Annotated in this window: 25 protein-coding genes and 1 tRNA gene; 8 read left to right on the top strand and 18 right to left on the bottom strand. The window is 29.8% G+C overall.

The window, feature by feature from the left end; all coding sequences use genetic code 11:
• Window positions 1–715 precede the first annotated feature (715 nt).
• Entirely contained in the window at window positions 716–1,327 is a 612-nt protein-coding gene (locus tag Q0662_RS05055; RefSeq protein WP_298947813.1) for a hypothetical protein, read from the top strand.
• 256 nt (window positions 1,328–1,583) lie between these two features.
• Here Q0662_RS05055 and Q0662_RS05060 read toward each other — a convergent pair whose 3' ends face one another.
• The 3 genes from Q0662_RS05060 to Q0662_RS05070 all read right to left on the bottom strand — a co-directional run bounded on the left by Q0662_RS05060 (window position 1,584) and on the right by Q0662_RS05070 (window position 4,260).
• The gene (locus tag Q0662_RS05060; RefSeq protein ID WP_298947815.1) at window positions 1,584–2,252 is read right to left on the bottom strand and encodes a class I SAM-dependent methyltransferase; all 669 of its coding nucleotides are present in this window, start codon (window positions 2,250–2,252) and stop codon (window positions 1,584–1,586) included.
• Between the two features lie 54 nt (window positions 2,253–2,306).
• The gene (locus Q0662_RS05065) at window positions 2,307–3,272 is read right to left on the bottom strand and encodes a YpdA family putative bacillithiol disulfide reductase (RefSeq protein ID WP_298947817.1); all 966 of its coding nucleotides are present in this window, start codon (window positions 3,270–3,272) and stop codon (window positions 2,307–2,309) included.
• Window positions 3,273–4,008: 736 nt separating this feature from the next.
• Window positions 4,009–4,260, bottom strand: a complete 252-nt coding sequence (locus Q0662_RS05070; RefSeq protein ID WP_298947819.1) for a type B 50S ribosomal protein L31 — start codon at window positions 4,258–4,260, stop codon at window positions 4,009–4,011.
• Between the two features lie 262 nt (window positions 4,261–4,522).
• On the opposite strand from Q0662_RS05070, the gene Q0662_RS05075 reads away from it, so the two are divergent.
• Together Q0662_RS05075 and Q0662_RS05080 are read left to right on the top strand one after the other, a co-directional pair.
• On the top strand, window positions 4,523–5,563 hold the full coding sequence (locus tag Q0662_RS05075) for a glutaminyl-peptide cyclotransferase (protein WP_298947821.1): 1,041 nt from the start codon (window positions 4,523–4,525) through the stop codon (window positions 5,561–5,563).
• Window positions 5,564–5,617: 54 nt separating this feature from the next.
• The gene (locus tag Q0662_RS05080) at window positions 5,618–7,129 is read left to right on the top strand and encodes a hypothetical protein (RefSeq protein ID WP_298947823.1); all 1,512 of its coding nucleotides are present in this window, start codon (window positions 5,618–5,620) and stop codon (window positions 7,127–7,129) included.
• Window positions 7,130–7,160: 31 nt separating this feature from the next.
• On the opposite strand, the gene Q0662_RS05085 is transcribed toward Q0662_RS05080, so the two are convergent.
• Window positions 7,161–8,435 carry an amidohydrolase family protein gene (locus Q0662_RS05085; RefSeq protein WP_298947825.1) on the bottom strand — a complete coding sequence of 425 codons (1,275 nt, stop codon included), beginning with the start codon at window positions 8,433–8,435 and terminating at the stop codon, window positions 7,161–7,163.
• A 64-nt stretch (window positions 8,436–8,499) separates the two neighbouring features.
• Here Q0662_RS05085 and Q0662_RS05090 point away from each other — a divergent pair, with 64 nt between their 5' ends.
• Together Q0662_RS05090 and Q0662_RS05095 are read left to right on the top strand one after the other, a co-directional pair.
• On the top strand, window positions 8,500–9,180 hold the full coding sequence (locus Q0662_RS05090) for an SDR family oxidoreductase (protein WP_298947827.1): 681 nt from the start codon (window positions 8,500–8,502) through the stop codon (window positions 9,178–9,180).
• 17 nt (window positions 9,181–9,197) lie between these two features.
• A complete protein-coding gene (locus tag Q0662_RS05095; protein WP_298947829.1) occupies window positions 9,198–9,794 on the top strand; it encodes a SprT-like domain-containing protein in 597 nt (198 codons plus the stop codon).
• 128 nt (window positions 9,795–9,922) lie between these two features.
• Here the strand turns inward: Q0662_RS05095 and Q0662_RS05100 are convergent, their stop codons facing one another.
• The 5 genes from Q0662_RS05100 to Q0662_RS05120 all read right to left on the bottom strand — a co-directional run bounded on the left by Q0662_RS05100 (window position 9,923) and on the right by Q0662_RS05120 (window position 13,751).
• Window positions 9,923–11,395 (bottom strand): DUF389 domain-containing protein, encoded by a 1,473-nt coding sequence (locus tag Q0662_RS05100; RefSeq protein ID WP_298947831.1) that lies wholly within the window; start codon window positions 11,393–11,395, stop codon window positions 9,923–9,925.
• 60 nt (window positions 11,396–11,455) lie between these two features.
• On the bottom strand, window positions 11,456–11,956 hold the full coding sequence (locus Q0662_RS05105) for a CIA30 family protein (RefSeq protein ID WP_298947834.1): 501 nt from the start codon (window positions 11,954–11,956) through the stop codon (window positions 11,456–11,458).
• A 147-nt stretch (window positions 11,957–12,103) separates the two neighbouring features.
• Window positions 12,104–12,176, bottom strand: a tRNA-Lys gene (locus Q0662_RS05110).
• Between the two features lie 62 nt (window positions 12,177–12,238).
• Window positions 12,239–13,006, bottom strand: a complete 768-nt coding sequence (locus Q0662_RS05115; RefSeq protein WP_298947836.1) for an ABC transporter ATP-binding protein — start codon at window positions 13,004–13,006, stop codon at window positions 12,239–12,241.
• A gap of 4 nt (window positions 13,007–13,010) precedes the next feature.
• Entirely contained in the window at window positions 13,011–13,751 is a 741-nt protein-coding gene (locus tag Q0662_RS05120) for an ABC transporter permease (RefSeq protein WP_298947838.1), read from the bottom strand.
• A gap of 111 nt (window positions 13,752–13,862) precedes the next feature.
• On the opposite strand from Q0662_RS05120, the gene pafA reads away from it, so the two are divergent.
• Genes pafA through Q0662_RS05135 form a run of 3 tightly spaced genes read left to right on the top strand, consistent with a single transcriptional unit; the run spans window position 13,863 to window position 16,835 of the window.
• The gene (gene pafA, locus Q0662_RS05125; protein ID WP_298947840.1) at window positions 13,863–15,500 is read left to right on the top strand and encodes an alkaline phosphatase PafA; all 1,638 of its coding nucleotides are present in this window, start codon (window positions 13,863–13,865) and stop codon (window positions 15,498–15,500) included.
• 13 nt (window positions 15,501–15,513) lie between these two features.
• Entirely contained in the window at window positions 15,514–16,683 is a 1,170-nt protein-coding gene (locus tag Q0662_RS05130; RefSeq protein WP_298947842.1) for a T9SS type A sorting domain-containing protein, read from the top strand.
• 26 nt (window positions 16,684–16,709) lie between these two features.
• Window positions 16,710–16,835, top strand: a complete 126-nt coding sequence (locus Q0662_RS05135) for a hypothetical protein (protein WP_298947844.1) — start codon at window positions 16,710–16,712, stop codon at window positions 16,833–16,835.
• Here the strand turns inward: Q0662_RS05135 and ctlX are convergent.
• The 9 genes from ctlX to rpsK all read right to left on the bottom strand — a co-directional run bounded on the left by ctlX (window position 16,825) and on the right by rpsK (window position 25,725).
• Window positions 16,825–17,757, bottom strand: a complete 933-nt coding sequence (gene ctlX, locus Q0662_RS05140; protein WP_298947846.1) for a citrulline utilization hydrolase CtlX — start codon at window positions 17,755–17,757, stop codon at window positions 16,825–16,827. The two genes, Q0662_RS05135 and ctlX, sit on opposite strands and share 11 nt — an antisense overlap.
• A 134-nt stretch (window positions 17,758–17,891) precedes the next feature.
• Window positions 17,892–18,806, bottom strand: a complete 915-nt coding sequence (locus Q0662_RS05145) for a dimethylarginine dimethylaminohydrolase family protein (RefSeq protein ID WP_298947849.1) — start codon at window positions 18,804–18,806, stop codon at window positions 17,892–17,894.
• Window positions 18,807–18,875: 69 nt separating this feature from the next.
• Window positions 18,876–20,162: a citrate synthase gene (locus Q0662_RS05150; protein ID WP_298947851.1), complete on the bottom strand. Its 1,287-nt coding sequence runs from the start codon at window positions 20,160–20,162 to the stop codon at window positions 18,876–18,878.
• A 206-nt stretch (window positions 20,163–20,368) separates the two neighbouring features.
• The gene (eno, locus tag Q0662_RS05155; protein WP_298947853.1) at window positions 20,369–21,655 is read right to left on the bottom strand and encodes a phosphopyruvate hydratase; all 1,287 of its coding nucleotides are present in this window, start codon (window positions 21,653–21,655) and stop codon (window positions 20,369–20,371) included.
• Window positions 21,656–21,772: 117 nt separating this feature from the next.
• Window positions 21,773–22,882, bottom strand: a complete 1,110-nt coding sequence (gene carA / locus Q0662_RS05160) for a glutamine-hydrolyzing carbamoyl-phosphate synthase small subunit (RefSeq protein ID WP_298947855.1) — start codon at window positions 22,880–22,882, stop codon at window positions 21,773–21,775.
• A 98-nt stretch (window positions 22,883–22,980) separates the two neighbouring features.
• Window positions 22,981–23,454 (bottom strand): 50S ribosomal protein L17, encoded by a 474-nt coding sequence (rplQ, locus tag Q0662_RS05165; RefSeq protein WP_298947857.1) that lies wholly within the window; start codon window positions 23,452–23,454, stop codon window positions 22,981–22,983.
• A gap of 60 nt (window positions 23,455–23,514) precedes the next feature.
• Window positions 23,515–24,507, bottom strand: coding sequence for a DNA-directed RNA polymerase subunit alpha (locus Q0662_RS05170; protein ID WP_298947859.1), 993 nt, complete (start codon window positions 24,505–24,507; stop codon window positions 23,515–23,517).
• Window positions 24,508–24,602: 95 nt separating this feature from the next.
• The gene (gene rpsD / locus Q0662_RS05175; protein WP_298947861.1) at window positions 24,603–25,208 is read right to left on the bottom strand and encodes a 30S ribosomal protein S4; all 606 of its coding nucleotides are present in this window, start codon (window positions 25,206–25,208) and stop codon (window positions 24,603–24,605) included.
• A gap of 133 nt (window positions 25,209–25,341) precedes the next feature.
• On the bottom strand, window positions 25,342–25,725 hold the full coding sequence (rpsK, locus tag Q0662_RS05180; protein WP_036825729.1) for a 30S ribosomal protein S11: 384 nt from the start codon (window positions 25,723–25,725) through the stop codon (window positions 25,342–25,344).
• Window positions 25,726–25,736 lie beyond the last annotated feature (11 nt).

Here is a 25,736-nt window from a genome sequence, read left to right on the forward strand (position 1 = left end):
GCAAAATTCATCAACAATACAGAATATTTCAGTAATTTTAGAGTAGATTATCATAGATAGATTTTTAGATTAATAAACTGATATTCAGAGCCTTAATTTACTAAAAATCTATCTTCTTTACTAATAAAATCTATCTAAATATTAATCGAACTCAGGTTTATAGGGTTTTTACCTGTTGGGTTTTAGCGAAAAAAAACATAACTTAGATAACTTGATATATAACAAATTAAAAATCAGTCATATAAGAACACAAGTTACTTTTTTACCAACTTTCGCTTCATCTCATTTAATTTCAGCAAAACTACAATAGATGTTAAGGTAGCTAAATTAGTAGCTAAAATTTCTTTTGCTCGCTTTTTCATTTTTTAAACCTTCTTTTTTTGCACAAAAAACACCAAAATACAATACGTTGATTGTCAGGTTTTTAAAAACTTCATATCCCTGAATTCAGGGATTGACAACATCGTTTTTAGTGTTTATTTTTATAATAGAAAAGACAACAAACTTTATAGATGATATAGAATAACTTTTTATTTGTTTATAAAGTGTTAGTTGGTAGCCATTTGAGAACTGAAAAGAGCAATTTAATAGCCATCTGACTTACAGAATTTAAAAGAAGAATGTAACTTGACTCTCTGAAAGTGAACAATGAAAGCTGATTAAAGGTCGAAATCTAACAGCTCAAGACCTTAATGGAGCAATTAAAACTTATAATATGAAAACTTTAAAAATGAATTTTTTCTATTTATTTATTCTAGGTATTAGTATCTCATTTACCAATTGCGATACTGACTCTACATTAAATGACGATCAAAACAATGAGCAATTAGCTCCAATTGATTTTGAAAAAAAAATCAACAACAAAAGTCCTGAAAATGTAAATGAAAATTTTACGAAATCGGGACAGCCAACTGAATCTCAAAATGAAAAAATTAGTGACAAAGAAGTATATCTGAATATCGAGCTTCATAATTTAACTAAAAAAGATACAGTCTCGCTTTTTATTAATGATTGCGTATTATATAAAGGTGAAGGTTTAACGTACAACACAACGGTAGGACAGATTGACATATTTCGTCTACATAAACGTCACAAATGTAGTAAATCCACAAAAATTAATTCTATATCCGAGTTTTGTGTAAAAGTTGTCAACCACAATGGTTGTGGTGATATATCATATACAGGAATTAATATGAATTTAGTTATTAATCAGTTAAATAATAGTTTTCCTCTAAATTTAGATGATGGCAAGTATATAAAATTTGATAAATTAGACAAATTAGATAATAACAAATTTATTTTTAAACAATCTCATATGCCATTTTAATAAAACTAAACTAGTTTAGCAGATTAAATGAACTATTGAACAACCAATAAAAATATTATAATATTAGTTATTGTGTATGTATTAAGCATTTCAAGATATTTTTAATAAAATAAAACGTAGCATAACAACATATAAAAAATGGCTATGTAAAGCCAATTTATAAAAGTTCTCGTTGGCTTTCATAAATTGGCTTTTTTTCACTGGGTTAAGACGCACTTTTCTTATACATAAACCATTGCTAATTTCAAGAAAAAAACTAAAAAACCTGATACAAAGTTGTAGTTAAAACACCTTTTTTATTACCTACATCCATAGACAAAAACTCTTTTTTTGCCACTATTTGAAAATTAAAAGGTTGTTTTAAAATGTTCAATCCGCTTTGTTTTTTAATGCGTATGCCTTGTCCAGAAATAATATCTTTATTGGGGGCAAAAGTACCATTGGGTAAATGTTCTGTAAGTAAAATATATTTGTATTGTGTAAGTTTTTCTAGTATAGCTATAATTTCTATATTGGAGAGATGTTGCAATACTTGTCTTACAATAACTACGTCTGCTTTGGGTAAGTCATCTTTTGCAATGTCCAAACATAGAAATGTTAAATTACTGGCTTTAAAATACTTTGTATTGTAATCTATTAAACTTTCTACAATATCTACACCTATATATTTTTGACTGTATTTTACCAATTCTTTGCCAATATTAAAATCACCACAACCTAAATCGCAAACAGAAATGGGAGCCTTAAAAGATTTTAAAAAAGCTTGTACTACTTGTAAATAAGGTTTTACAAGGGTTGGGTTATGAGAACCTTCACCAGAATAAAATGGTTTATGGTTGGTGCCCCAAAGATGCTGCTCGTAAATTTGAGTCATGGCATCTTTAGTAGGCCAAGGTTTTTTGTTTCTTTTGATTTTTGGGTTCATACATAAAAAAATCTCGATTGCTACTTTTGTAGGAATGCTACTCCATTACTATTATTAATTCTGATTTTCTAAAATCGTTTTTACAATCATTTTTGCGTGAATTCTAGAATTTTCTATAAACCATTTATGAGTTTCCATACCTCCACAAATAACACCTGCTAAAAAAATGCCCTTCACATTAGTTTCCATAGTTTCCTCATGATAACTTGGTATTCTTTTTTCATTATCAGACAAACGAATGCCCATTTTTTCTAAAAAAGTAAAGTTGGGTCTGTATCCAATAAGAGCCAATACAAAATCGTTATCAATCGTTATTTCTTCTTGGTCTGTTTTAATATTTAAAGTGGTTGCTGTAATTTGGGTAATATTTGCATTGTAGTACGCTTTTATACTGCCTTCTTCAATTCTATTGATAACGTCTGGTCTTACCCAATATTTTACACGATCGCCTACAGATTTTCCTCTGATAACCAAGGTAATCTCTGCTCCTTTTCGCCAACATTCTAAAGCTGCATCTATGGCAGAATTACTAGCACCCACCACAGCTACTCTTTGACCAGCATAAAAATGAGGATCTTTGTAATAATGTGCTACTTTTGCCAGTTCCTCTCCAGGAATACCTAATTTATTTGGGATGTCGTAAAAACCAGTGGCTACAATTACATTTTTTGCTTGATAGGTGTCTTTTGAAGTTTTTACAGAAAAAAAATCGTCGTTTTTAGCAACATTTTCTACTTTTTCAAACAAATGAATATTTAAATTATTAGATGTTGCAATTCTCCTATAATATTCTAAAGCTTCAATCCTACTAGGCTTTGCTTCTTTACTAATAAAGGGAATTTCATCAATTTCTAAGCGTTCAGAAGACGAGAAAAATTGCATATTTACGGGGTAATTGTAAAGCGAATTTACAATGGGTCCTTTCTCTAAAATCAAATAGCTGAGTCCTTTTTTTTGTGCTTCTAAACCACAAGCAATACCTATGGGCCCTCCTCCTATTATTACAATATCATATATCATAAATTCTTTTTATAAATAAATGTCTTCTAAACTAATTACTACTTCGTCTTTTCTTTTTCTAAAAACCTAATTTACTCATATATTGCAAATAGCATTGAAGCCCATTGCCACCAAAATTTCTTTAACAATTTAGAGTTTTATCATATTAATTATTAACAACTAGATTTTTCTTTTTTATATTCATAGTGTTTTATAGCAATAGTAATGGTGTCTTTATCTAATTATGTAGATTATTACATCACATTTCCATTTTCTATAGTATTGTGGCTTTTGTTTAAATTACCTTCTATAAAACATTGCTGAATCTCATCTATTTCTTCTTCAAAAAATCACCTTAACCTAGCTTCTAAAGGAAAATCTTTTAACAAATAGTTTGGGTTTGAAAACTACCTCTTAGAACTACAAAAGCTAAAATAACAAAATTAGATAGTAAAAGATAAGTACCCATTTGCGAAATAATATAAACTAATACCCCACAAAAAATTGTTATTATTATTAAAATTTCAACAATTGTGTTTCTCATGAAAATGATACATAAAATAAAGTTTAAAAATAACTCATTCCGCTCAAAAATTTAAATTTCGTTGGCAAAAAATTGCGTTAGTGATTGAAATGACATCCTTTTTTGAAGCATGAAAAAAAGATATAATGAAAAGCACGACCTGAAAGGGAACGCACAAAAAAACTCCAACAAATAAATGTTGGAGTTTTAAATATGTTTAAAATTCTAGGAAACTTATTTCTTGAATTTTGCGTATTTGTTTTTGAACTTGTCAATTCGTCCTGCAGCATCGATAAGCTTAGATTTACCAGTGTAAAATGGATGAGATGTTCTAGAAATCTCTAATTTTACTAAAGGATACTCTGTACCATCTACTTCTAAAGTTTCTTTAGTGTTTGCAGTAGAACGTGTTAAAAATACATCGCCATTAGACATGTCTTTAAAAGCAATGATTCTATAATTTTCTGGATGAATTTCTTTCTTCATTTTGAATATATTTAATACTTTAATATTATGTTTGTATGAGTAAAGTTGGTAAGGTTTTACTCTAAAATCTAAATAGCTGTTAACTAACTATTTTGAGGATGCAAATTTAACCTTATTTTTTAATTTACAAATAAATAAATTGTTTTTATTTGCAATATTGTTATTTTTAATAGAAAACAAGTCCTTTTAGCACTTAAAAGTTGCTTGGTGTTGTCTTTTTTTTGAATATTTACATTCCAAAAAACCGAAATTTACATTTATAATGAAGAAGCTTTCTATTCTATTTTACTTTTTAGCAATTCTATTAACCACTATTTCTTGCGCAGACGCATATAAATTTTCTATAGAAAAGCCAGAAAAAACCACGCTAAACCAAACCATTACTTTAAAAATGGTTGAAAAAGAAGGCAAAGAAATTGAGAAAGTTCAGTTTTATGTAAATGGCAAAGAGGTATCTAGTAATAGCAACACCTTAACCCTAAATACCAACGATCTTGGTGTGGGTAAACATGCTATTAATGGGTTGGCTTTTTTTGATGGGAAAACGAAAAAGAAAAATGCTTTTTTAGAGGTTTTTGCAGATACAAAACCCGATTTTTATAAATATAAAATTGTAAATGAATATCCGCATGATACCAAAGCATACACACAAGGATTGGAGTATTACAATGGCTATTTATATGAAACTACAGGACGTAGAGGACAATCTTCTTTAAGAAAAATAGACATAAAAACAGGGAAAGTTTTACAGAAAATAGATTTAGACAACCAATATTTTGGTGAAGGAATGACCATTATAAAAGATAAAATTATTTGGCTTACTTGGCAATCTAAAAAAGGTTTTGTTTACGATTTAGAGACTTTTAAAAAAGAAAAAGAATTTAGCTATAATAAAAGTAAAGAAGGTTGGGGTTTAACACAAAACGAAAGTGAATTGATAAAATCTGACGGAACTAACAAGATTTGGTTTCTAGATAAAAAAACTTTAGAAGAAAAGTACTTTATCCAAGCATATGCTCATGATAGAGCGTTAACGCAGTTAAACGAACTAGAGTTTATTAACGGAAAATTATTTGCAAATTACTATCAAAAACCAATTATTGCAATTATCAACCCAAAAACAGGTGTTGTGGAAGGGTTGATTAACCTAAAAGGCTTAGAAGCCGAAATGAAAAAAACGCAAAAATTAGTTGCTAATGATGAAGTTTTAAACGGTATTGCTTTTGATGCGGAAAACAACAGGTTGTTTGTTACTGGTAAAAATTGGGGCAAATTATTCGAAATTGAATTGATAAAGCAATAATAAACTCATTTATAAGTTTTATTTTTACTTTTATTTAAAAGAAATATAAAATCTATGAAGCAATTATTTACTTTTTTAATTTGTTGTGCTTTAATTTCTATCAGTTCTTGTAGAAAAGATTTTTCTACCATTCCTAATTTTGGCACGTTAGAATTTTCTAAAGACACTGTTTTTTTAGATACTATTTTTACCAATATTGGTTCTGCCACTTACAATTTAAAAGTATATAATAGAAGTAATAATGCGATTACCATTCCTAAAATTCAGTTAGAAAATGGTACCTCATCTAACTACCGTTTAAATGTAGATGGTATTCCTGGTAAAGATTTTAGCAATATAGATATCCTTGCAAAAGATAGTATTTTTGTTTTTATAGAAACTACTGTCAATGTTGCAAACCAAAGCAGTCCTCTATATATAGACAGAATTTTATTTGATACTGGCAACAACCAACAAGATGTAGATTTGGTAACCTTGGTAGAAGATGCTAATTTTATTTTTCCTGGTAAAGACCCTATTTCTATGAAAATAGATAGCCTGACCCTAGATGGGCAACCCACAAGCATTAAAGGGCGTTTTTTAGAAGATACAGAATTGACTTTTACCAATACAAAACCCACCGTTATTTATGGTTATGCAGCGGTACCCGCTAATAAAACCCTAATAATTGAAGCAGGTTCTAGAGTCCATTTTCACGACAATTCTGGCTTAATTGTAGATGATAAAGCTACGTTAAAAGTAAACGGAACATTGTCTGAAAAAGTTATTTTTGAAGGAGATAGATTAGAAAATTCTTTTAGTGAAATTCCTGGTCAATGGGGAACAATTTGGATGCGTGCAGGAAGTAGGGACAACGAAATTCATCATGCACTAATAAAAAACGGAATCATAGGTGTTTTAATTGATAGTATTGGTAGCACAAGTACTCCAACTTTAAAACTACAAAACACAGAAATTTACAACCAAACAAATTTTGGTATTTTGGCAAGAGAAACAAACTTAGAAGCCAATAATGTGGTTATTGGTAGTGCTGGTGAAGCTTCTTTAGCAGCTACAATTGGAGGAACTTACAATTTTACACACAGTACTTTTGCCAATTACTGGAGCAATGGTATTAGACAATTACCTGCTGTAGTAATTAATAACTTTTTTATATACAATAATGATGCTGGTCAAGAGATTATTGAAACAAGAGATTTAAAAGCTGCTAATTTTACAAATTGTATTTTTGAAGGTAATAACAATATTGAGTTTTTAGTAGATAAAGTTGATGGTGGTGGTTTGTTTAATTACAGCATAAAAAATTGTATGATTAAATTTAATGACAGCAGTAATTCTTTTGAAGATGTTTTTGAAGTTGACTTTAACAACAACCCTAATTACAGCAACATCATTTTAAATGGTATTGCCAATTTTAGAGATACTCAAAAAAACGATTTTATTATTGGTGATAAAAGCAGCGCAATTAACAAAGCCATTGCAAGCCCTTTTACCCTGGATATTTTAGGTGTTGATAGAACTACAGCTCCAGATATTGGTGCTTATCAGCACATTACTTTTGATTAGTAAAATGTATTCAATTCGTACTTTTTAAATACTATTTTTTATAAACCACACCATTTTTCATTACAAAAACAACATTTTCCATAGTTGCAATATTTTTGGTAGGATCATCATCTACAGCAATAATATCTGCAAAAAAACCTTTTTGAATTTGCCCTAATTCGGTTTCCATTTTAAGCAACGTAGCATTGGTTATTGTAGCAGATTGTATGGTTTTCATTGCTGGCATGCCAGCTTCTACCATAAAACCAAACTCTTTACCATTGTTACCGTGTTTAAAAACACCAGCATCTGTACCAAAGGCAATTCCCACTCCTTTTTTATATGCTTTTGCAAAAGTTCCTTGTATTTGTGGCCCAACAGCCAAAGCTTTCGGCACTACAATTGCAGGATAAAAACCATCAATTTTTGCTTTTTCTTCTACTTCTTTACCTGCTGTAATTGTAGGTACTAAATAAGCATCGTGTTTTTTCATCAATTCCATGGTTTCATCACTCATATACGTACCATGTTCTATCGTTTTTACACCTCCAACAATGGCTCTTTGCATTCCTTCATCACCATGCGCGTGTGCTGCAACATGCATTCCATAATCTTTGGCAGTTTCGCAAATAGCTCTTACTTCTTCAATTGTAAACTGTGGGTTGTCTCCTGATTTTGCAACACTTAAAACGCCACCAGTTGCAGTTATTTTTATACAGTCTGCGCCATTTTTATAACGCTGTCTTACTGCTTTTTTTGCGTCTTCTATAGAGTTTACAACACCTTCTTTAGGGCCTGGATTGCCAATTAATACTCTACTACTGCCATTTGTTGGATCTGCATGACCGCCTGTAGTTGCCAAAGATTTACCAGCAGTAAAAACTCTAGGTCCAGGAATTTTACCTGCATTAATAGCATTTCTTATAGAAATATTTACACCTGTTCCTCCTAAATCTCTTACAGTTGTAAAACCATTTAACAGAGTAGTTTTTGCAAAACCTACTGAGTTAAAAGCAACATCTGCTTCGTTTAAAATATATTTATTTAGTCTTGTATTTCTATCAAATTCTTGCTCAATATGCACATGAAAATCTATCAAACCGGGCATTACTACCTTGTCTCTTAAATCGATAACTGTACCACCTTTTGGCATAATATAACCATCTTTAACAGCGATGATTTTATTTTCTTTTACAAATATTGTTTTTTTACTTTCTATTTTACCTAGTTTGGTATCTACCAATTTTCCGCATAAAATGTAAGTAGTTTGCGCATTCGAAGTTTGTAATATAAAAACGGTAATAAAAAGTAATAATAATTTGTTCATTTGTAGTTATTTTATCTTTAAATGTATGAAAAAATACCTAATTTGGTAGCTTAAAATTTAAAAAATGAAAAATGTAGTTATTACTGGAACAAGTAGAGGAATTGGTTTTGAACTAGCAAAACAATTTGCAGAGGAAGGACACAATGTTTTAGCTATTTCTAGAAATACCCAGCCTTTAGAGAAAGTTAATCATAAAAATATAAAAGTGATATCTGTAGATATTTCAAATACTGATGACTTACAAAAGGTGAAATATTTTGTAGATACCAATTGGAAAAAAGTAGATATTTTGATTAATAACGCAGGTAAATTGATAAATAAACCATTTACAGATTTGACTTCTCAAGATTTTTTAGAAGTATATAAAGTAAATGTTTTTGCAGTGGCAGAAACCATACAAATATTAATTCCTTATTTATCTAAAGGAAGCCATGTAGTTACTGTAAGTTCTATGGGAGGTATTCAAGGTAGCCTAAAATTTCCTGGTTTAGCAGCTTATAGTTCTGCTAAAGGCGCTGTTATAACACTATCTGAATTATTAGCAGAAGAATATAAAGAACAACAAATTGCATTTAATGTGTTGGCTTTAGGTGCTGTACAAACAGAAATGTTAGAAGAGGCTTTTCCTGGATATGAAGCACCACTTTCTGCTAAAGAAATGGCAGATTATCTATTTAATTTTGCTACCACTGGTAACAAATTTTATAACGGAAAAATATTGCAGGTTTCAAGTTCTACTCCTTAATCAGTTTGACGAAATAATTGGATTATAATAATTTTATCCCTTCTAAAGCCATTCCATTTGTTCATTTTTTAATTGATGAGCACAACTTTACGCTTAAAATTGTAAATCAAAGGCAAACAAAACATGGAGATTTTAGGCAATTGCCTGATGGAAAATTTCAAATTACAGTAAATAATAATTTGAATCAACATCAATTTCTATTAACCTTAGTGCACGAAATTGCACATCATGTTACGCATCAAAAATTTGGAAGAGTACAGCCTCATGGTAAAGAGTGGAAAGCTATATTTCAACATTTAATGTTGCCTTTTTTACATCCAGATATTTATCCGAAAGAAATATTGCCTTATTTAGCCAATTATTTAAAAAACCCAAAAGCAAGTACAGACGCAGATGTAAAGTTATCTTTAGCTTTAAAAGGTAATGAAGCTGCAGCTGGTAAATATTTTGTTTTCGACATTCCTTTTGGAAGTCTTTTTATTTTTAAAAACATCGTTTATAAAAGAGGAAACAAACGCAGAACTCGTTACGAATGTTTAAATATTAAAAATAAAAAAGTATACCTTTTCAATCAAAATGTAGAAGTAACTCTTTTTGATCAGGAAGCTTTTTAAAAAAAATATGAAAAAAAAACTTTCTAAAAAAATAAAATATACAAATGATTATCAATACTTTAACTTACCGATAATCAAAATAAACCTAACAAACTGATTTTTTTTTACTTTTCAGACAGCGTATTTTATTATTTTTCTCGTTTTATAAACAAAGTATCTAGCTCCATTTCTCTTTGCAACCACGTTCTTAATTCCTTTTCTTTGGGTGAAATAATACTATCATGCAATTTAGCGTTCCACTTTATAGTGGCAACTGGTATGGTATCTATTTTAATAAAGTCTTTAGACGATAAAACGTTTGCAAAACCAATTTTTTCGATATTTACATATCTTATTTTGGATTCTTTCGCAATTCTACTAAAAGCCACCACTTTTTGATTTTTATTTAAAGCATCTTGCTCTATTCTGTTATTTAAACTAGAAATTGTTTGTTGTAATTCTGTAATCTGCTTTTGCAAACCTGCAATAATATTTTTACTCTCTTGAAGTTCTGCACGCTTTTCTTTATAAGCTGTAGTGATCAACTCAAAACTTTTGGTATCACTTCCTTTAATACTCAAATTAAAACCAACTAAATTAGGGTAATCTCTACTATTAGAAAGCTCATTTTTTAAATCGTTTTCTGTTGCTTCTGTAATTTCATTAAAAAAGTTTACATAAATTTCTTTCTTTTCTATGTCCTTATCCCAATCTATTAATTGTAACGATTTATTATTTTTTATTTCATTTTTAATAAAATAATTAATCTGCGTATTCATTTGGTTTTCATTGAAAACATTTACAAAAGTAAAAATAGCAGGAATCATTACAGCGATACCTATTAAAGTAGCAATTGTAGATGAGCGTTTTCTTTTGGCTGCATTTGCATATTTATGCATTGGAAAACGCAAAAATTTTAAAACTAAAAATGTGGCTAATGCTATAAAAATTGTATTAATGGTAAACAAATACATAGCACCCAAAAAGTATGGAAAATTTCCTTTGGCTAACCCATAACCTGCCGTACATAAAGGTGGCATTAAAGCGGTAGCAATAGCTACACCAAAAATTACAGAAGCAATAGTACCTTTTTTAGTTCTGGCAACCATTAGTGCCAACCCTCCAAAAAACGCAATTAAAACATCACGTATATCTGGGCTAACTCTACCTAATAATTCCGAATTATCTTGACTTAATGGAAAAAAATAAAAGAATAAAAAAGAGGCGAATAAACTTAGCCCAATCATAGTACCTAAGTTGACGAGAGACTTTTTAAAAGTTTCTATATCATTTAAAGCAAAAGACATACCTAACCCCAAAATAGGCCCCATTAAAGGAGATATTAACATGGCTCCAATAACAACAGCTGTAGAATTTGCATTTAAACCAACAGAGGCAACAAAAACAGCAAAAATAAGAATCCAAGCGGTAGCGCCTTTAAAAGGAATATCAGCTTTTATGGCATCTAAAGTGGCTTCGTGATCTGTATCATCTCTAAAATCGAAAAGTTCTAGTAAAAACTTTTTAATACTGTTTATAAGTCCAATAGCATCTTTTTGAACATTTTGCTTTGTGTTTTCTTGCGAATGAGGCCCTACATTTTTTTGAATATCTTTTTCCATATATAAAAAATTAGAAAGTAGGAAAGATACCAAAAAAAGTTAATTGAAAAGACAACAATACTATTTACTGAAAAAAATTTTATCAATTTCTAATTTAAAGCGCTGTTGTTTTTTGTTTCCGATTAAAAAAGCAATTTGTTCTATACTTTCAGCAGAAAAATTATCCATATTTAATTTTCTTCCTCTAAAAGCAGGATACATTTCTGAAAGTTGAATTGTGATGTTTTCCCAGTTACCTGAAGTTGTAAATGTTGAAATATAAGAATAGTTATTATTTGATTTGTCTTTAACTCTAAATTGATATTTTTTACCATCACCTTTTAACCTTATAACAATTTCTTTAGAATTTAAAGTTTGTATGGATTCAAAACGATAACGAACAGAAGAAAACCCTCCACTATTTTCTAAAGATACGTCTCCGTAAAATTCTGCATGACCATTTTTATTCAACCTAAAATTTCCATTAGATCGTCCTCCCATAACAACATCATCTACCACTCTCCAATTAGAAATATTGCTTTTTGTATTAAAATCGAAAAGTATAAGATTAGAATCCTTCATAAAAAGTAAAGTTGATAAAAGTAAAATATATAGTTTGTTCTTAGTGTATTACTATTATAACACAAAATTACTTAGAAAACGAATGAATAATGTTGGAGTATTGTTAAAATAAAAAAGTTCCATACGTTTTGTATGGAACTTTTTCTGTGACCGGGCTGGGGCTCGAACCCAGGACCCTCTCCTTAAAAGGGAGATGCTCTACCAACTGAGCTACCAGGTCATTCTTTTTCGTTTAAGCGGGTGCAAATATATGAGTTATTTTATAAAAAACAAACCTATTTTTTATTTTGTTTCTTTTAAATAAACTTCTCTTACTTTTTTTAATAAATTAGAAGAATACACAAAGTCTACAACAGCTTCATTATCAGTAGAAAAAATGTCTTCACTACTACCTTCCCACTCTTTTTTTCCTTTGCTTAAAAAAATTATTTTTTCTCCAATTTCTATTACAGAATTCATATCATGGGTATTAATTACGGTTGTAATTTGGTATTCGTCTGTAATTTCTTGTATTAATTTATCTATTACAATGGCAGTTTGAGGATCTAAACCAGAGTTGGGTTCATCACAAAATAAATATTTTGGATTCATTACAATAGCTCTTGCAATGGCAACTCTTTTTTGCATTCCTCCAGATAATTCTGCTGGTAATTTATCATTAGAATTTTCTAAATTAACTCTGTTTAAAACAAAATTAACACGCTCTAACATTTCTTCTTTTGTTTTTTTGGTAAACATTTTTAATGGAAACATTACATTTTCTTCTACTGTTTGAGAATCAAATAAAGCACTTCCTTGAAAAACCATTCCTATTTCCTGTCTCCATTGTTGTTTTTCGGCATCGGTAAAATGAGTATTTATTTTGCCATCAAAAGAAACAGTCCCTTTTTCTGGTTTGTGTAACCCTATTAACGATTTTAAGAAAACAGTTTTCCCAGAACCACTTTGACCGATTATTAAATTTGTTTTTCCTGGTAAAAATGTAGCCGTAATTCCTTTTAAAACTTCTGTGCCATTAAACCCTTTATGTAAATCTTTAACTTCTATCATATTGTTATGTTAGTAGTAATTGTGTTAATATATAATTGGCAATTACTATTAGAATAGTTGTCCAAACTACAGCCTGTGTACTGGCTTTTCCCACTGCAATAGAGCCTCCTTTTACAAAATAACCATGATAAGAAGGAACCGTAGTAATTAAAAAAGAAAAAACCAGTGTTTTTATCAAAGCATATACAATTAAAAAAGGTTTAAAATCTGTTTGTATGCCTATAATATAATCTGTACCTGTAAATAAACCCGAAAGAACTCCTGCTAGCCATCCACCAAAAATACCTAAAGCCATGGCTACAGCAATTAAAAACGGATAAAAGAATAATGCTGCAATAACTTTAGGTAATACTAAAAAATTTATGGAGTTTATCCCCATTACTTCTAGAGCATCAATTTGTTCTGTAACCCTCATAGTACCAATACTTGAAGTAATATAAGAACCTACTTTGCCTGCTAAAATAATAGAGCAAAATGTAGGAGCAAATTCTAAAATAATAGATCTTTTTGCTGCAAAACCTATTAAAGAATCGGGTATAAAAGGACTGTCTAAATTTAAAGCCGTTTGTAAAGCAATAACACCCCCTATAAAAAAGGAAATAAACATAATAATTCCTAAAGATTTGATACCCAAATCTTCTATTTCTTTCATTAAGGCTTCGTAAAATATTTTTGGCTTTTGTGGTTTTGTAAAAACGCGCCCTAGCATCATAAAATATTTACCTATTTGTTCAATATAAATCATTCAAAGAAATTTTAAGCTAAAGTATTAAATTATGATTAATTGATTGTTAATTAATACATATCAAAATAAAAAATAATTACTTTTGTTTATGTAAGGATTTAAATTACTTCGATGAAAAATATAATTTTATTTGTTTTATGTATTTTTTTATTTTTTTCTAATTGTACAGAAAAAAAAATACAAGATAAAAAACCAAAACTTGTTGTTGGTATTGTGATAGATCAAATGAGGTACGATTATTTAACAAGATATGCAGAGAGGTATGGCAAAGGTGGTTTCAACAGAATTTTAAAGAATGGATTTTCTTTAGAAAACGCACATTATAACTATATACCAACATATACAGCTGTTGGACATGCTTCTATTTTTACTGGTACAACGCCAAATAATCATGGTATTATTTCTAACAATTGGTATGATAAATTTTTGAAGGAAAGCATATACTGTGTAGATGATTCCAACTACGCAACGGTTGGAAATTCTGGTAATGTTGGTAAAAAATCTCCACAAAGATTGTATACCACAACAATTTCTGACGAGTTACATTTGGCCCAAAATATGAAAGGAAAAACCATTGGATTGTCTATAAAAGATAGGTCTGCAATTTTACCCGTAGGTCATACAGCAAATGGTGCTTATTGGTATGATGCTGCTAATAATAATCAATGGGTTACAAGTTCATACTACATGAAAAAACTTCCTAAATGGGTTGCAGATTTTAATGCAAACAATAATGCAGACAATTACTTAAATGAAACTTGGAACACTTTGTATGATATAAATACTTATGAAAAAAGTAGAAGTGACAATAATATTTTTGAAAAAAATTTAAACGGAAAAGCAACTCCCACTTTTCCAAAAAAATTAAAAGAATTAAGAGCAAAAAACGGGAATTTTAATTTGATCAAAACAGTTCCTGCTGGAAATACGTATACGGTAGATTTTGCCAAAGCTGCCATTATAGGAGAACAATTGGGCAAAACAGCCTATACAGATTTTTTAACCGTTAGTTTTTCCTCTACAGATTATATTGGGCATAGATATGGTGTTGCAGCTGTTGAAACAGAAGACACCTATTTACGTTTAGATAAAGATTTAGAAGATTTTTTTACTTTTTTAGATACAGAAGTAGGGAAAAATAATTACACATTATTTTTAACTGCAGATCATGCTGCTGTTCATGTACCTGCTTACTTACAGTCTTTAAAAATTTCTGCACACTATATGGATGCTAAAAAGTTTAAAAACTTTATTTTAGAGATCACACAAAAATATTTTAACTCTAAAGAATTGGTAGAAAATATTTCTAACTATCAAATATTTTTAAATAAAGATAAGATAGCATCTCTAGGGTTGGATAAAAATGAAGTAGCGCAAAAGTTGGCAGATGAAGTTATTAATTTTGATAAAATATATAAGGCTGTAACAGCAAGAACTTTGCAAACAACCAATTTTACAGATGGAATTATGAATTCGCTTCAAAATGGATACAATCAGAAATTTTCTGGAGATGTTTTAATGATCCCTTATCCTGCAACACTAATAAGAGAAAGAAAAGGCACTAGCCATGGTTCTGGATATTCTTACGATACTCATATTCCTATTATTTTTTATGGAAATGGTATTAAAAAAGGTAAAAGTTCTAAAAAATATTCAATAATTGATATTGCTCCAACAATATCGAACTTGTTAAAAATTGAATCGCCTAATGGTACTTCAGGTAAAGTTATAGAAGAAGCTTTAAAATAACTATCTTACAAAGATGAAACAGTTACTATTACTATTTACGGGTTTAATCTACCTATCTAGTTTTAGTCAAATTTCTGATTTTAAAATAAAGTTTGATTTACCAAATGAAGTTGCTGAAACTTCTGGATTATTATTCTTGAATGGTAAAATAATTACTCATAATGATAGTGGCGACTCAGCTAATTTATATGAAATAGATTCACTAACTGGGAATTTAACTAGAACAATTATCATCTCTAATGCTACAAATATTGATTGGGAAGATCTTTCTGAAGATGACACACATATTTATATTGGTGACATTGGTAATAATAGTGGCAATAGAATTGATTTAAAAATTTACAAAATTTTAAAAACAGATTATTTAACAGAAAACGCTATAACTGCTGAAGTAATTAATTTTTCATACGAAGATCAAACCGATTTTACAACCAAAGTAAATGCCAACAATTTTGATGCAGAAGCATTTGTTATCTATCAAGATTCAATATTAATTTTTACAAAAAATTGGACAAATTTTAAAACCAACGTTTATAAAATCCCAAAGATAGCAGGAACATATTCTGCCGAAAAAATAAGTACAGGGAATGTTCAGCTTTTAATTACTGGAGCTACTTATAATTTAACAGACGACATTTTTTTTCTTTGCGGTTATGATTCTACTGCAAATCCTTTTCTTGTGTTTATAGATAATAATAGAACTTCGGGAAGTAATATTTTTGACTCAGGATATCAAAGAATATCAATTGCATCAGAAATAGGGCAAGATGCACAAGGTAGTCAAGTTGAAGGGATTACTAATTTTGGAAATGGTAAATATTACTTATCTAGAGAATTTGTATCCACAATTCAAGGAGGTGTTACATTCAATTTCCCACAACGTTTGTATGAATTTTCAGACTCTCAAAGCAATACATTAGTAGCTGTAAAAGAAGAAGATAGTATTGATTTTAAAATTTATCCAAACCCGGTAAATAGTAAAATATACATCAAAAAAACAAATAGTGAGCTACCTCTTTTTAAAGTAAAAATATTTTCTGTAATTGGAAAAGAAATTAATAAGACAGAAATTATTGATTATAGTAAAGGGATTGATATTTCTCATTTAAAAAATGGAACATACTTTATAAGGTTTTACTTTAAAGATCGACAAACAATAACAAAAAGATTTGTCAAATTCTAAAATTAGAGCTTTTTTGATGCTTTTAAATGGATTTTCTAGAAAGTACAATACCAACAATTAAAGTAATAAAAGCACCCATTGAAATTCCTGGAACAAAATTTAAAACAACTGGTTTAATTGATAAAATAATAGACTCTTATTTTATTTTATAGGTAAAAAAACCTCTGCCATCATACATCTAGCACTACCACCTCCACAGGTTTCTATAGTTTCTAAAGAACTATAAATAATTTTAGAGTGATTATTTATTTTAGAAATTTGACTTTGGGTTAAAGAGTCATAAGCAGCTTTACTCATCACTAAAAACAACTCATCATTGGCTCCTTGAACCTGCAACATATTTCCTGCAAAACGATGCATTTGCTTTTCTGAAATATCAATTACATGCTTACCATCTTCTTTTAAATGTTTTAGTACGTATTTCTTTTCTTTTTTATCATCTATGGCATCTAAACAGATTACCACAAAAGTTTCTGCAACACACATCATTACATTGGTATGATAAATAGGTACGCGTTTATTATCTACTGTTTGGTTGGCAATAAATATGACTGGTGTATATTCAAAATCTTCACAAAACTCTATAAATAAATCTTCATCTGCTCTTGCAGATAAAGCACAATATGCTTTTCTATTTGTTCTGTCTAAAATAATACTTCCTGTTCCTTCTAAAAACAAATTTTCTTCTTCTGCTGATGTATAATCAACAATATTTTCTATTAAAAATCCTTTTTCTTCTATAACATCTAAAATTTCTAATCTTCTTTCTAACCGTCTATTTTCTGCAAACATTGGGTAAACTCCTACAGTACCATCTTCGTGAAAAGAAATCCAGTTATTAGGAAAAACTGCGTCTGGAGTATCAAAATCATCAGTGTCTGATATGACAACAACATTTACACCATAACTTTTTAATTTAAAAACGTATGCATCAAATTCTTCTTGTGCTTTTTTATTTATTTCAGCATTTTTTAAAGGTACATCTTCTTGAAAATAATTATTAACTGCAGTTTGTTCATTCATCCTAAAATTTTTAGGACGAATCATTAAAATAGTATTTGTGGTTTGTTTCATATTAAATTTTTAAAAAAAAATTATTTTTTTGTGTTGAAATCGAAAATTGAAAACAATAATTTGGTTTGTCTCTAGACTTAAAAAAAATCTAATTAGGTTCTCAACTAATCTTTAAAGTTAACTAAAAAGCCCTCTTAATCTCTAATTAATGGCATTGTAGAACAACGTAACAAACCTTCTTGTTTTGCAATTTCTGCATAGGGTACTTCTTCTACCGTAAAACCATTTTTTCTTAACCAAGTATTTAATCTTGTAAAGTTTTGTTCTGATATAATAACTTGTTCTGAAATTGAAAAAACATTACTATTCATGTTATACATTTCTTCTTTTGTAATCTCAAATATATTCTCTTTTCCAAAGAAATTAACCAACCATTCATATTCTTTTTCTACTAAAAATCCATTTTTATGCAAAATGGCTTTGTCTTTTCCAATAGGTTGAAAACAACAATCTAAATGTAGTGCATTTTCTCTAGGGTTTGTATTGTCTTTTCTAAGCTCAAAAGATTTTACAGTTTTTTCTGGAAACAATTCTTGCAAAGCTATTACTGCATCTATATTTGTTCTTGCTGTAATATGTGCTGCATAATCCTCTCCAGAATAGGTTCCCACAAAAATATAATCATTCCAAGGCATTACATCTCCACCTTCTACATGGCATTCTTCTGGTAATTTTAAAATTTTATTGGGATCTATTTTAGAGATAACATGAGAAATAGCCTCTATTTCTTGGTCTCTGTCTGGTAATATATTTGCTTTTATAAATTTATCATCTATTACAAAAGCAATATCTCTAGAAAATATTTGGTTATAATTTTCTATAACTTTAGGTCTAAATACTTTTACATTGTATTTTTCTAACACTTTTGCTACGGCTTCCATTTCTTTGATCATGTCCTCTTCTTTTGGGTAGGTTCCTGCAAGCACATGCTGTACACTTTTTGGATCGTAACAATCTTCTATATTAGGTACAAGGCCATTACTTTGTGCAGTACCCAAAACAACTGCTCTTAACTTAGTAGTTTCATTATTAACGTTTAATTGTATCATAAAACGATATTTATAAAAAAAGCTTCATAAAATATGAAGCTTTTTAAAATTTATATAAATGTAATAAAATTATCTGTTTTCTATAGAAACAAAACCTCTTTCGTTTTCTCCAACATATATTTGACGTGGACGCCCAATAGGTTCTTTTTTCAAACGCATTTCTTTCCATTGAGCAATCCAACCTGGTAAGCGTCCCATTGCAAACATTACCGTAAACATTTCTACAGGAATACCCATTGCTCTGTATATAATACCTGAATAGAAATCTACATTAGGATATAATTTTCTTTCTACAAAATAAGGATCATTTAAGGCTTCTTTTTCTAAACCTTTTGCAATCTCTAGGATAGGATCATCAACTCCTAGACTTTCTAAAACTTCGTCTGCAGCTTTTTTAATGATTTTTGCTCTTGGATCAAAGTTTTTATAAACTCTGTGACCAAAGCCCATTAATCTAAAAGGATCATTTTTATCTTTAGCTTTTGCCATGTATTTCTTAGTATCTCCACCATCTTCTTTAATTGCTTCTAACATTTCTAAAACTGCTTGGTTAGCACCTCCATGAAGTGGCCCCCAAAGTGCAGAAATTCCTGCAGATAAAGAAGCGAATAAACCGGCATGAGAAGAACCTACAACTCTTACAGTAGATGTTGAACAATTTTGTTCGTGATCTGCATGTAAAATTAATAACTTGTCTAAGGCATTTTTTACTATGGTATTTACCTCATAATTTTCATTAGGCTGTTCAAACATCATTTTCATAATATTTTCTACATACCCTAAAGAATTAGATCCATAATTTAAAGGTAGTCCTTGTTTTTTACGCATTGTCCAAGCTACTAAAACAGGAAATTTACCCATAATTTTAACAATTGCATTGTACATTTCCTCTTCTGAATCTACGTTTACAGAGGAATGGTTAAATGCAGTTAATGCACTTGTAAGAGAAGATAAAATTCCCATTGGATGGGCTGTTTTAGGAAAAGCATCTATAATTTTTTTCACATCATCATCAACTACAGATTGAGCTTTTATATCTGAATGAAATTTTTCTAATTCTTCAGACGTTGGTAAATTACCAAATATTAAAGCATAAGCAACTTCTAAAAAATTTGCTTTTTCAGCAAGCTCTTCTATGGAATATCCTCTATATCTTAAGATCCCTTTTTCTCCATCTAAAAAAGTAACAGCACTTTCACAAGAACCTGTGTTTTTGAAACCAGGATCAATTGTAATTACCCCATTTGTTGCACCTCTTAATGATTTTATATTAATTGCAACTTCATTTTCTGTTCCTTTTATTAAAGGAAACTCATACGTATTTTCTCCTAATTTTAATTTAGCTGTGTCTGACATTTGCTGTTTTTTAACTTTTTTTTTGTTAATGCGAAGATAAGATATTTTGTATGATTTTAAAATCTCTTTAGATGCATTTTTAATATTTTAAAATAAAATTAACTTATTAAATTTTTGGCAAAAAAAAACCAGTGAAAATTTTTCACTGGTTTAATTTTATTATAAAATTTAATTACAAATTTTAAATTATTCTATTTCTTATAAAATTATATTTTAAAAGCTTTCTCTTTAGGGAAATAAGCAACAGCTCCTAATTCTTCCTCAATTCTTAATAATTGGTTGTATTTAGCCATTCTATCAGAACGAGATGCAGAACCTGTTTTTATTTGACCACAGTTTAATGCAACTGCTAAATCTGCAATTGTATTATCTTCTGTTTCTCCAGATCTGTGAGACATCACAGATGTATAACCTGCATTTTTAGCCATATTTACTGCTGCAATTGTTTCTGTTAAAGTACCAATTTGGTTTACTTTAATTAAAATCGAATTTGCAATATCATTCTGGATTCCTTTTGACAAACGCTCTACATTTGTAACAAATAAATCATCCCCTACTAATTGAACTTTATCCCCAATTTTTTCAGTTAAATATTTCCATCCATCCCAATCATTTTCATCCATACCATCTTCAATAGAAATAATTGGATAATTTGCTGCTAATTCTGCTAAGTAATCTGCTTGCTCTTTGCTTGTTCTTACTTTTCCTTTGCTTCCTTCAAATTTTGTATAGTCATAAGCACCGTCTACATAAAATTCTGCAGCAGCACAGTCTAAGGCAATTTTAACTTCTTCGCCAAAAACATAACCTGCATTTTTTACTGCCAATGCAATCGTGTCTAAAGCGTCTTCTGTACCATCTAATGTTGGTGCAAAACCTCCTTCATCACCTACAGCTGTTGATAGATTTCTATCGTGTAAAACCTTTTTTAGGTTATGAAAAATTTCTGATCCCATTTGCATTGCTTCAGAAAAGTTTTTAGCTTTTACTGGCATTACCATAAATTCTTGAAATGCAATTGGCGCATCTGAATGAGAACCACCATTAATGATATTCATCATAGGTACTGGTAATGTATTTGCAGAAACACCACCAATATATCTATATAAAGGCATCCCTAATTCGTTAGCTGCCGCTTTTGCTACTGCTAAAGAAACACCTAAAATTGCATTTGCACCTAATTTAGATTTGTTTGGCGTGCCATCTAAATCAATCATTAATTGATCGATGCCATTTTGTTCAAAAACAGAAACTCCTAATAATTCTTCTGCAATAATTTCGTTTACATTTTTAACGGCTTTTAAAACACCTTTACCCATGTAATCTTTTCCACCATCTCTTAACTCTACAGCTTCATGTTCTCCTGTAGAAGCTCCTGAAGGTACAGCAGCTCTACCAAGAATACCGCTTTCTGTTGTTACATCTACTTCTACTGTTGGATTTCCTCTTGAATCGAAAATTTGACGTGCATGAACACTAATAATAATACTCATTATATATTTTTTTAATTGATTTATTTTTAGATGGCTAATTTACAAAATAAGCCACTGTTTTACTTTGTTTTAGAAAGATTGTTACGAAAACGTTTTCAAACTAAAACTCGTATTAAACTATTTTGAATGTTTTTTGATAGTTTCTATAAACTGATCGAATAAATATTCTGAATCGTGTGGTCCAGGGCTTGCTTCTGGGTGATATTGTACAGAGAAAATTGGTTTGTCTTTTATTTTAATTCCAGCTACAGTATGGTCGTTTAAATGTACATGAGTAATTTCAACAGTATTATTGGCTTCTGTCTCTTCTCTATTGATAGCAAAACCATGATTTTGAGAAGTAATTTCTCCTTTTCCTGTTAGTAGGTTTTTTACTGGATGATTAATTCCTCTATGACCATTGTGCATTTTATAAGTAGAAATTCCGTTTGCCAAAGCAATTACTTGATGTCCTAAGCAAATACCAAATAAAGGTAAATTTCTTTTAATAATTTCTTTAGCAACTTCTTGTGCTTCTTTTAGGGGTTCTGGATCTCCAGGTCCATTAGAAATAAAATATCCATTAGGATTAAAACTTGTTAGATCTTCAAAAGTTGCATTGTAAGGAAATACTTTAATATAAGCGCCTCTTTTTGCCAAGTTTCTTAAAATATTCTTTTTAATACCGATATCTAAAGCAGAAATTTTTATGTCAGAATTTTCATCACCAATAAAATAAGGCTCTTTTGTAGATACTTTAGAAGCTAGTTCTAAACCTTCCATACTTGGCACTTCTGCTAATTGTTTTTTTAAACCTTCAATATTATCAACCTCTGTAGATATTATTGCATTCATAGCTCCATGGTCTCTAATGTAAGCAACTAATGCTCTGGTATCTACATCTGAAATGGCAACAATATTGTGTGTGTCGAACCAATCTTTTAGGTTTCCATCAGAATCTGCTCTTGAGTGTGTAAAACTAAAATTTCTACAAACTAAACCAGAGATTTTAATTCCATCAGATTCTACTTCTTCATTATTAACACCATAATTACCTATGTGTGCATTTGCTGTTACCATAATTTGTCTAAAGTAAGAAGGGTCTGTAAAGATTTCTTGATAACCCGTCATCCCTGTATTAAAACAAATTTCTCCTGTTGCTGTTCCTTCTATACCTACAGATTTACCATAAAATATAGTTCCGTCTGCTAATAAAACTAATGCCTTTTTTCTAGTTTGATATTTCATTGATGTATACTTGTGTTTGTTGTTGTAAAAATATAAAAAAAGGGATAAACGTAAACGTTTATCCCTTTTATATAATTTAAAAAATTTTCATTTTTTATTTATTCTTCAGATTTTTCTTCTGTTGCAGTTTCTTCTACTTGAGCCATTGCAGCTTTTTTACTTCTACCTCTTCTTGTAGATTTTTTAGCTTTTTTACCTTTTGGGTTGTAAATTTCGTTGTAATCTACTAATTCTACCATAGCCATAGGAGCATTATCTCCTTGACGATTTCCTAATTTGATAATACGAATATAACCTCCTGGTCTGTCTGCTACTTTTACAGAAATTTCTCTAAAAAGTTCTGTTACTGCATATTTATCACGTAAATAAGAGAATACAATACGTCTATTGTGAGTTGTATCTGCTTTAGATTTAGTAATTAATGGCTCTACAAAAGTTCTTAATGCTTTTGCTTTTGCCACAGTTGTGTTAATACGCTTGTGCTCTATTAAAGAACAAGCCATATTAGCTAACATTGCTTTTCTATGCGCTGTTTTTCTTCCTAAGTGATTTACTTTTTTTCCGTGTCTCATGACGTTTGTTTTATACTTTCATCTTGCATCTACCCATTTTGAGGAGCAAAATATGAAAGATTAATCTCTATCTAATTTATATTTTGTTAAATCCATTCCGAAACTTAAGCCTTTAACAATAACTAGTTCTTCTAGCTCAGTTAAAGATTTTTTACCAAAATTTCTAAATTTCATTAAATCGCTTTTGTTAAAAGAAACTAAATCTCCTAATGTATCTACCTCTGCTGCTTTTAAACAATTTAAAGCTCTTACAGATAAATCCATATCAATTAATCTCGTTTTTAATAACTGACGCATATGCAATGATTCTTCATCATATGTTTCTGTCTGTGCAATTTCATCAGCCTCTAAAGTAATACGCTCATCAGAGAATAACATAAAGTGGTGAATTAAAATTTTTGCAGCTTCTGTTAATGCATCTTTTGGGTTTATAGAACCATCTGTATCTATGTCAAAAACTAATTTTTCGTAATCTGTTTTTTGTTCTACACGATAATTTTCGATTGCATATTTTACATTCTTAATTGGTGTGTAAATAGAATCTGTAAAAATAGTTCCTATAGGTGCAGTTGCTTTTTTATTATCTTCTGCGGGTACAAAACCTCTACCTTTTTCGATAGAAATTTCTGCATTTAATTTTACAGACTTGTCCATATTACAAATTACTAACTCTGGGTTTAATACTTGAAAACCAGAAATAAATTTTTGCAAATCTCCTGCTGTAAATTGTTCTTGTCCAGAAACAGATACTGATACAGTTTCTCTATCAGTTTCATCTATTTGTTTTTTAAAACGTACTTGTTTTAAATTTAAAATAATTTCTGTTACATCTTCTACAACACCTGGTATTGTAGAGAACTCGTGCTCTACACCATCTACTCTTAATGATGTAATTGCAAAACCTTCTAATGAAGATAAAAGAACTCTTCTTAATGCATTACCTACTGTTAAACCAAAACCTGGTTCTAAAGGTCTAAATTCAAATCTACCAGAAAAATCTGTAGATTCAATCATAATTACTTTGTCAGGTTTTTGAAAATTTAATATTGCCATTTTTTCTTCGTTTTATTTGTTATTTAGTTGCGCGGTTTAGAAGTTTGAAGAAGATCTTAAAAACCCTTTGGCCAAATACCAACTTGGTTAAATTATTATTTAGAATATAATTCTACGATTAATTGTTCTTTGATGTTTTCTGGAATTTGAAGTCTTTCTGGAACTTTCACAAAAGTACCAGTTTTAGTATCGTTATTCCATGTTAACCATTCAAAAACATTGTTGTTAGATGCTAATGCATCTTCGATTGCTTGTAATGATTTAGATTTTTCTCTAACAGCAACAACATCACCTTCTTTTAATCTGTAAGATGGTACGTTTACAATATTACCATTAACTGTAATATGTCTGTGAGATACTAATTGACGTGCTCCGCTTCTAGAATTAGAAATTCCCATTCTGTAAACAACGTTATCTAAACGAGATTCACATAATTGTAATAAGATTTCACCTGTAATACCTTGTGAAGAAGATGCGTCTTTAAATAAGTTTCTAAATTGACGCTCTAAAATACCGTAAGTATATTTTGCTTTTTGCTTCTCCATTAATTGAGTAGCATATTCAGATTTTTTACCTCTTCTTCTTGCATTACCATGCTGTCCTGGAGGATAATTTCTTTTTTCGAAGTTTTTGTCATCTCCGAAAATTGCCTCGCCAAATTTACGAGCAATTTTAGTTTTTGGTCCTGTATATCTTGCCATTTTGTTTTTGTTATAGATAGGGATTATGAATTAAGGCTTATCCTTCGCTAATCGTATTCCTATCAGATTAAAATATAATATTTGTTAATAAGGATGCTGAATATGATTCAGCATATAATTTGTATGTATCAAATTATACTCTTCTTCTTTTTGGTGGACGACAACCATTATGAGGAATAGGAGTAACATCGATTATTTCTGTTACTTCGATACCAGCATTATGTATTGATCTAATAGCAGATTCTCTACCATTACCTGGTCCTTTTACATAAACTTTTACTTTACGTAAACCAGCTTCTTTTGCAACGTTTGCACAATCTTCTGCTGCTAATTGGGCTGCATAAGGAGTATTCTTTTTAGAACCTCTAAAACCCATTTTACCTGCAGACGACCAAGAAATTACGTCTCCTTTTTTATTTGTTAAAGATATAATGATGTTGTTAAAAGATGCAGTTACATGTGCTTCTCCTATAGCATCGATAATTACTTTACGCTTTTTTGAACTTGCTTTTGCCATATTGTTTTCTG

Origin of the sequence: uncultured Polaribacter sp. (genome assembly GCF_947503855.1) — a bacterium.
In the GTDB taxonomy this organism is placed as follows: Bacteria; Bacteroidota; Bacteroidia; order Flavobacteriales; family Flavobacteriaceae; genus Polaribacter.

Coding starts and splice junctions, on each gene's coding strand:
- carA (WP_298947855.1), bottom strand. CDS start 22,882: ATGAAATATCAAACTAGAAAAAAGGCATTAGTTTTATTAGCAGACGGA.
- Q0662_RS05145 (WP_298947849.1), bottom strand. CDS start 18,806: ATGATACAATTAAACGTTAATAATGAAACTACTAAGTTAAGAGCAGTT.
- Q0662_RS05080 (WP_298947823.1), top strand. CDS start 5,618: ATGAAGCAATTATTTACTTTTTTAATTTGTTGTGCTTTAATTTCTATC.
- Q0662_RS05115 (WP_298947836.1), bottom strand. CDS start 13,006: ATGATAGAAGTTAAAGATTTACATAAAGGGTTTAATGGCACAGAAGTT.
- rpsD (WP_298947861.1), bottom strand. CDS start 25,208: ATGGCAAGATATACAGGACCAAAAACTAAAATTGCTCGTAAATTTGGC.
- Q0662_RS05120 (WP_298947838.1), bottom strand. CDS start 13,751: ATGATTTATATTGAACAAATAGGTAAATATTTTATGATGCTAGGGCGC.
- Q0662_RS05070 (WP_298947819.1), bottom strand. CDS start 4,260: ATGAAGAAAGAAATTCATCCAGAAAATTATAGAATCATTGCTTTTAAA.
- Q0662_RS05100 (WP_298947831.1), bottom strand. CDS start 11,395: ATGGAAAAAGATATTCAAAAAAATGTAGGGCCTCATTCGCAAGAAAAC.
- Q0662_RS05130 (WP_298947842.1), top strand. CDS start 15,514: ATGAAACAGTTACTATTACTATTTACGGGTTTAATCTACCTATCTAGT.
- Q0662_RS05090 (WP_298947827.1), top strand. CDS start 8,500: ATGAAAAATGTAGTTATTACTGGAACAAGTAGAGGAATTGGTTTTGAA.
- Q0662_RS05105 (WP_298947834.1), bottom strand. CDS start 11,956: ATGAAGGATTCTAATCTTATACTTTTCGATTTTAATACAAAAAGCAAT.
- rpsK (WP_036825729.1), bottom strand. CDS start 25,725: ATGGCAAAAGCAAGTTCAAAAAAGCGTAAAGTAATTATCGATGCTATA.
- pafA (WP_298947840.1), top strand. CDS start 13,863: ATGAAAAATATAATTTTATTTGTTTTATGTATTTTTTTATTTTTTTCT.
- Q0662_RS05085 (WP_298947825.1), bottom strand. CDS start 8,435: ATGAACAAATTATTATTACTTTTTATTACCGTTTTTATATTACAAACT.
- Q0662_RS05170 (WP_298947859.1), bottom strand. CDS start 24,507: ATGGCAATATTAAATTTTCAAAAACCTGACAAAGTAATTATGATTGAA.
- ctlX (WP_298947846.1), bottom strand. CDS start 17,757: ATGAAACAAACCACAAATACTATTTTAATGATTCGTCCTAAAAATTTT.
- Q0662_RS05055 (WP_298947813.1), top strand. CDS start 716: ATGAAAACTTTAAAAATGAATTTTTTCTATTTATTTATTCTAGGTATT.
- Q0662_RS05075 (WP_298947821.1), top strand. CDS start 4,523: ATGAAGAAGCTTTCTATTCTATTTTACTTTTTAGCAATTCTATTAACC.
- eno (WP_298947853.1), bottom strand. CDS start 21,655: ATGAGTATTATTATTAGTGTTCATGCACGTCAAATTTTCGATTCAAGA.
- Q0662_RS05060 (WP_298947815.1), bottom strand. CDS start 2,252: ATGAACCCAAAAATCAAAAGAAACAAAAAACCTTGGCCTACTAAAGAT.
- Q0662_RS05150 (WP_298947851.1), bottom strand. CDS start 20,162: ATGTCAGACACAGCTAAATTAAAATTAGGAGAAAATACGTATGAGTTT.
- Q0662_RS05135 (WP_298947844.1), top strand. CDS start 16,710: ATGGATTTTCTAGAAAGTACAATACCAACAATTAAAGTAATAAAAGCA.
- rplQ (WP_298947857.1), bottom strand. CDS start 23,454: ATGAGACACGGAAAAAAAGTAAATCACTTAGGAAGAAAAACAGCGCAT.
- Q0662_RS05065 (WP_298947817.1), bottom strand. CDS start 3,272: ATGATATATGATATTGTAATAATAGGAGGAGGGCCCATAGGTATTGCT.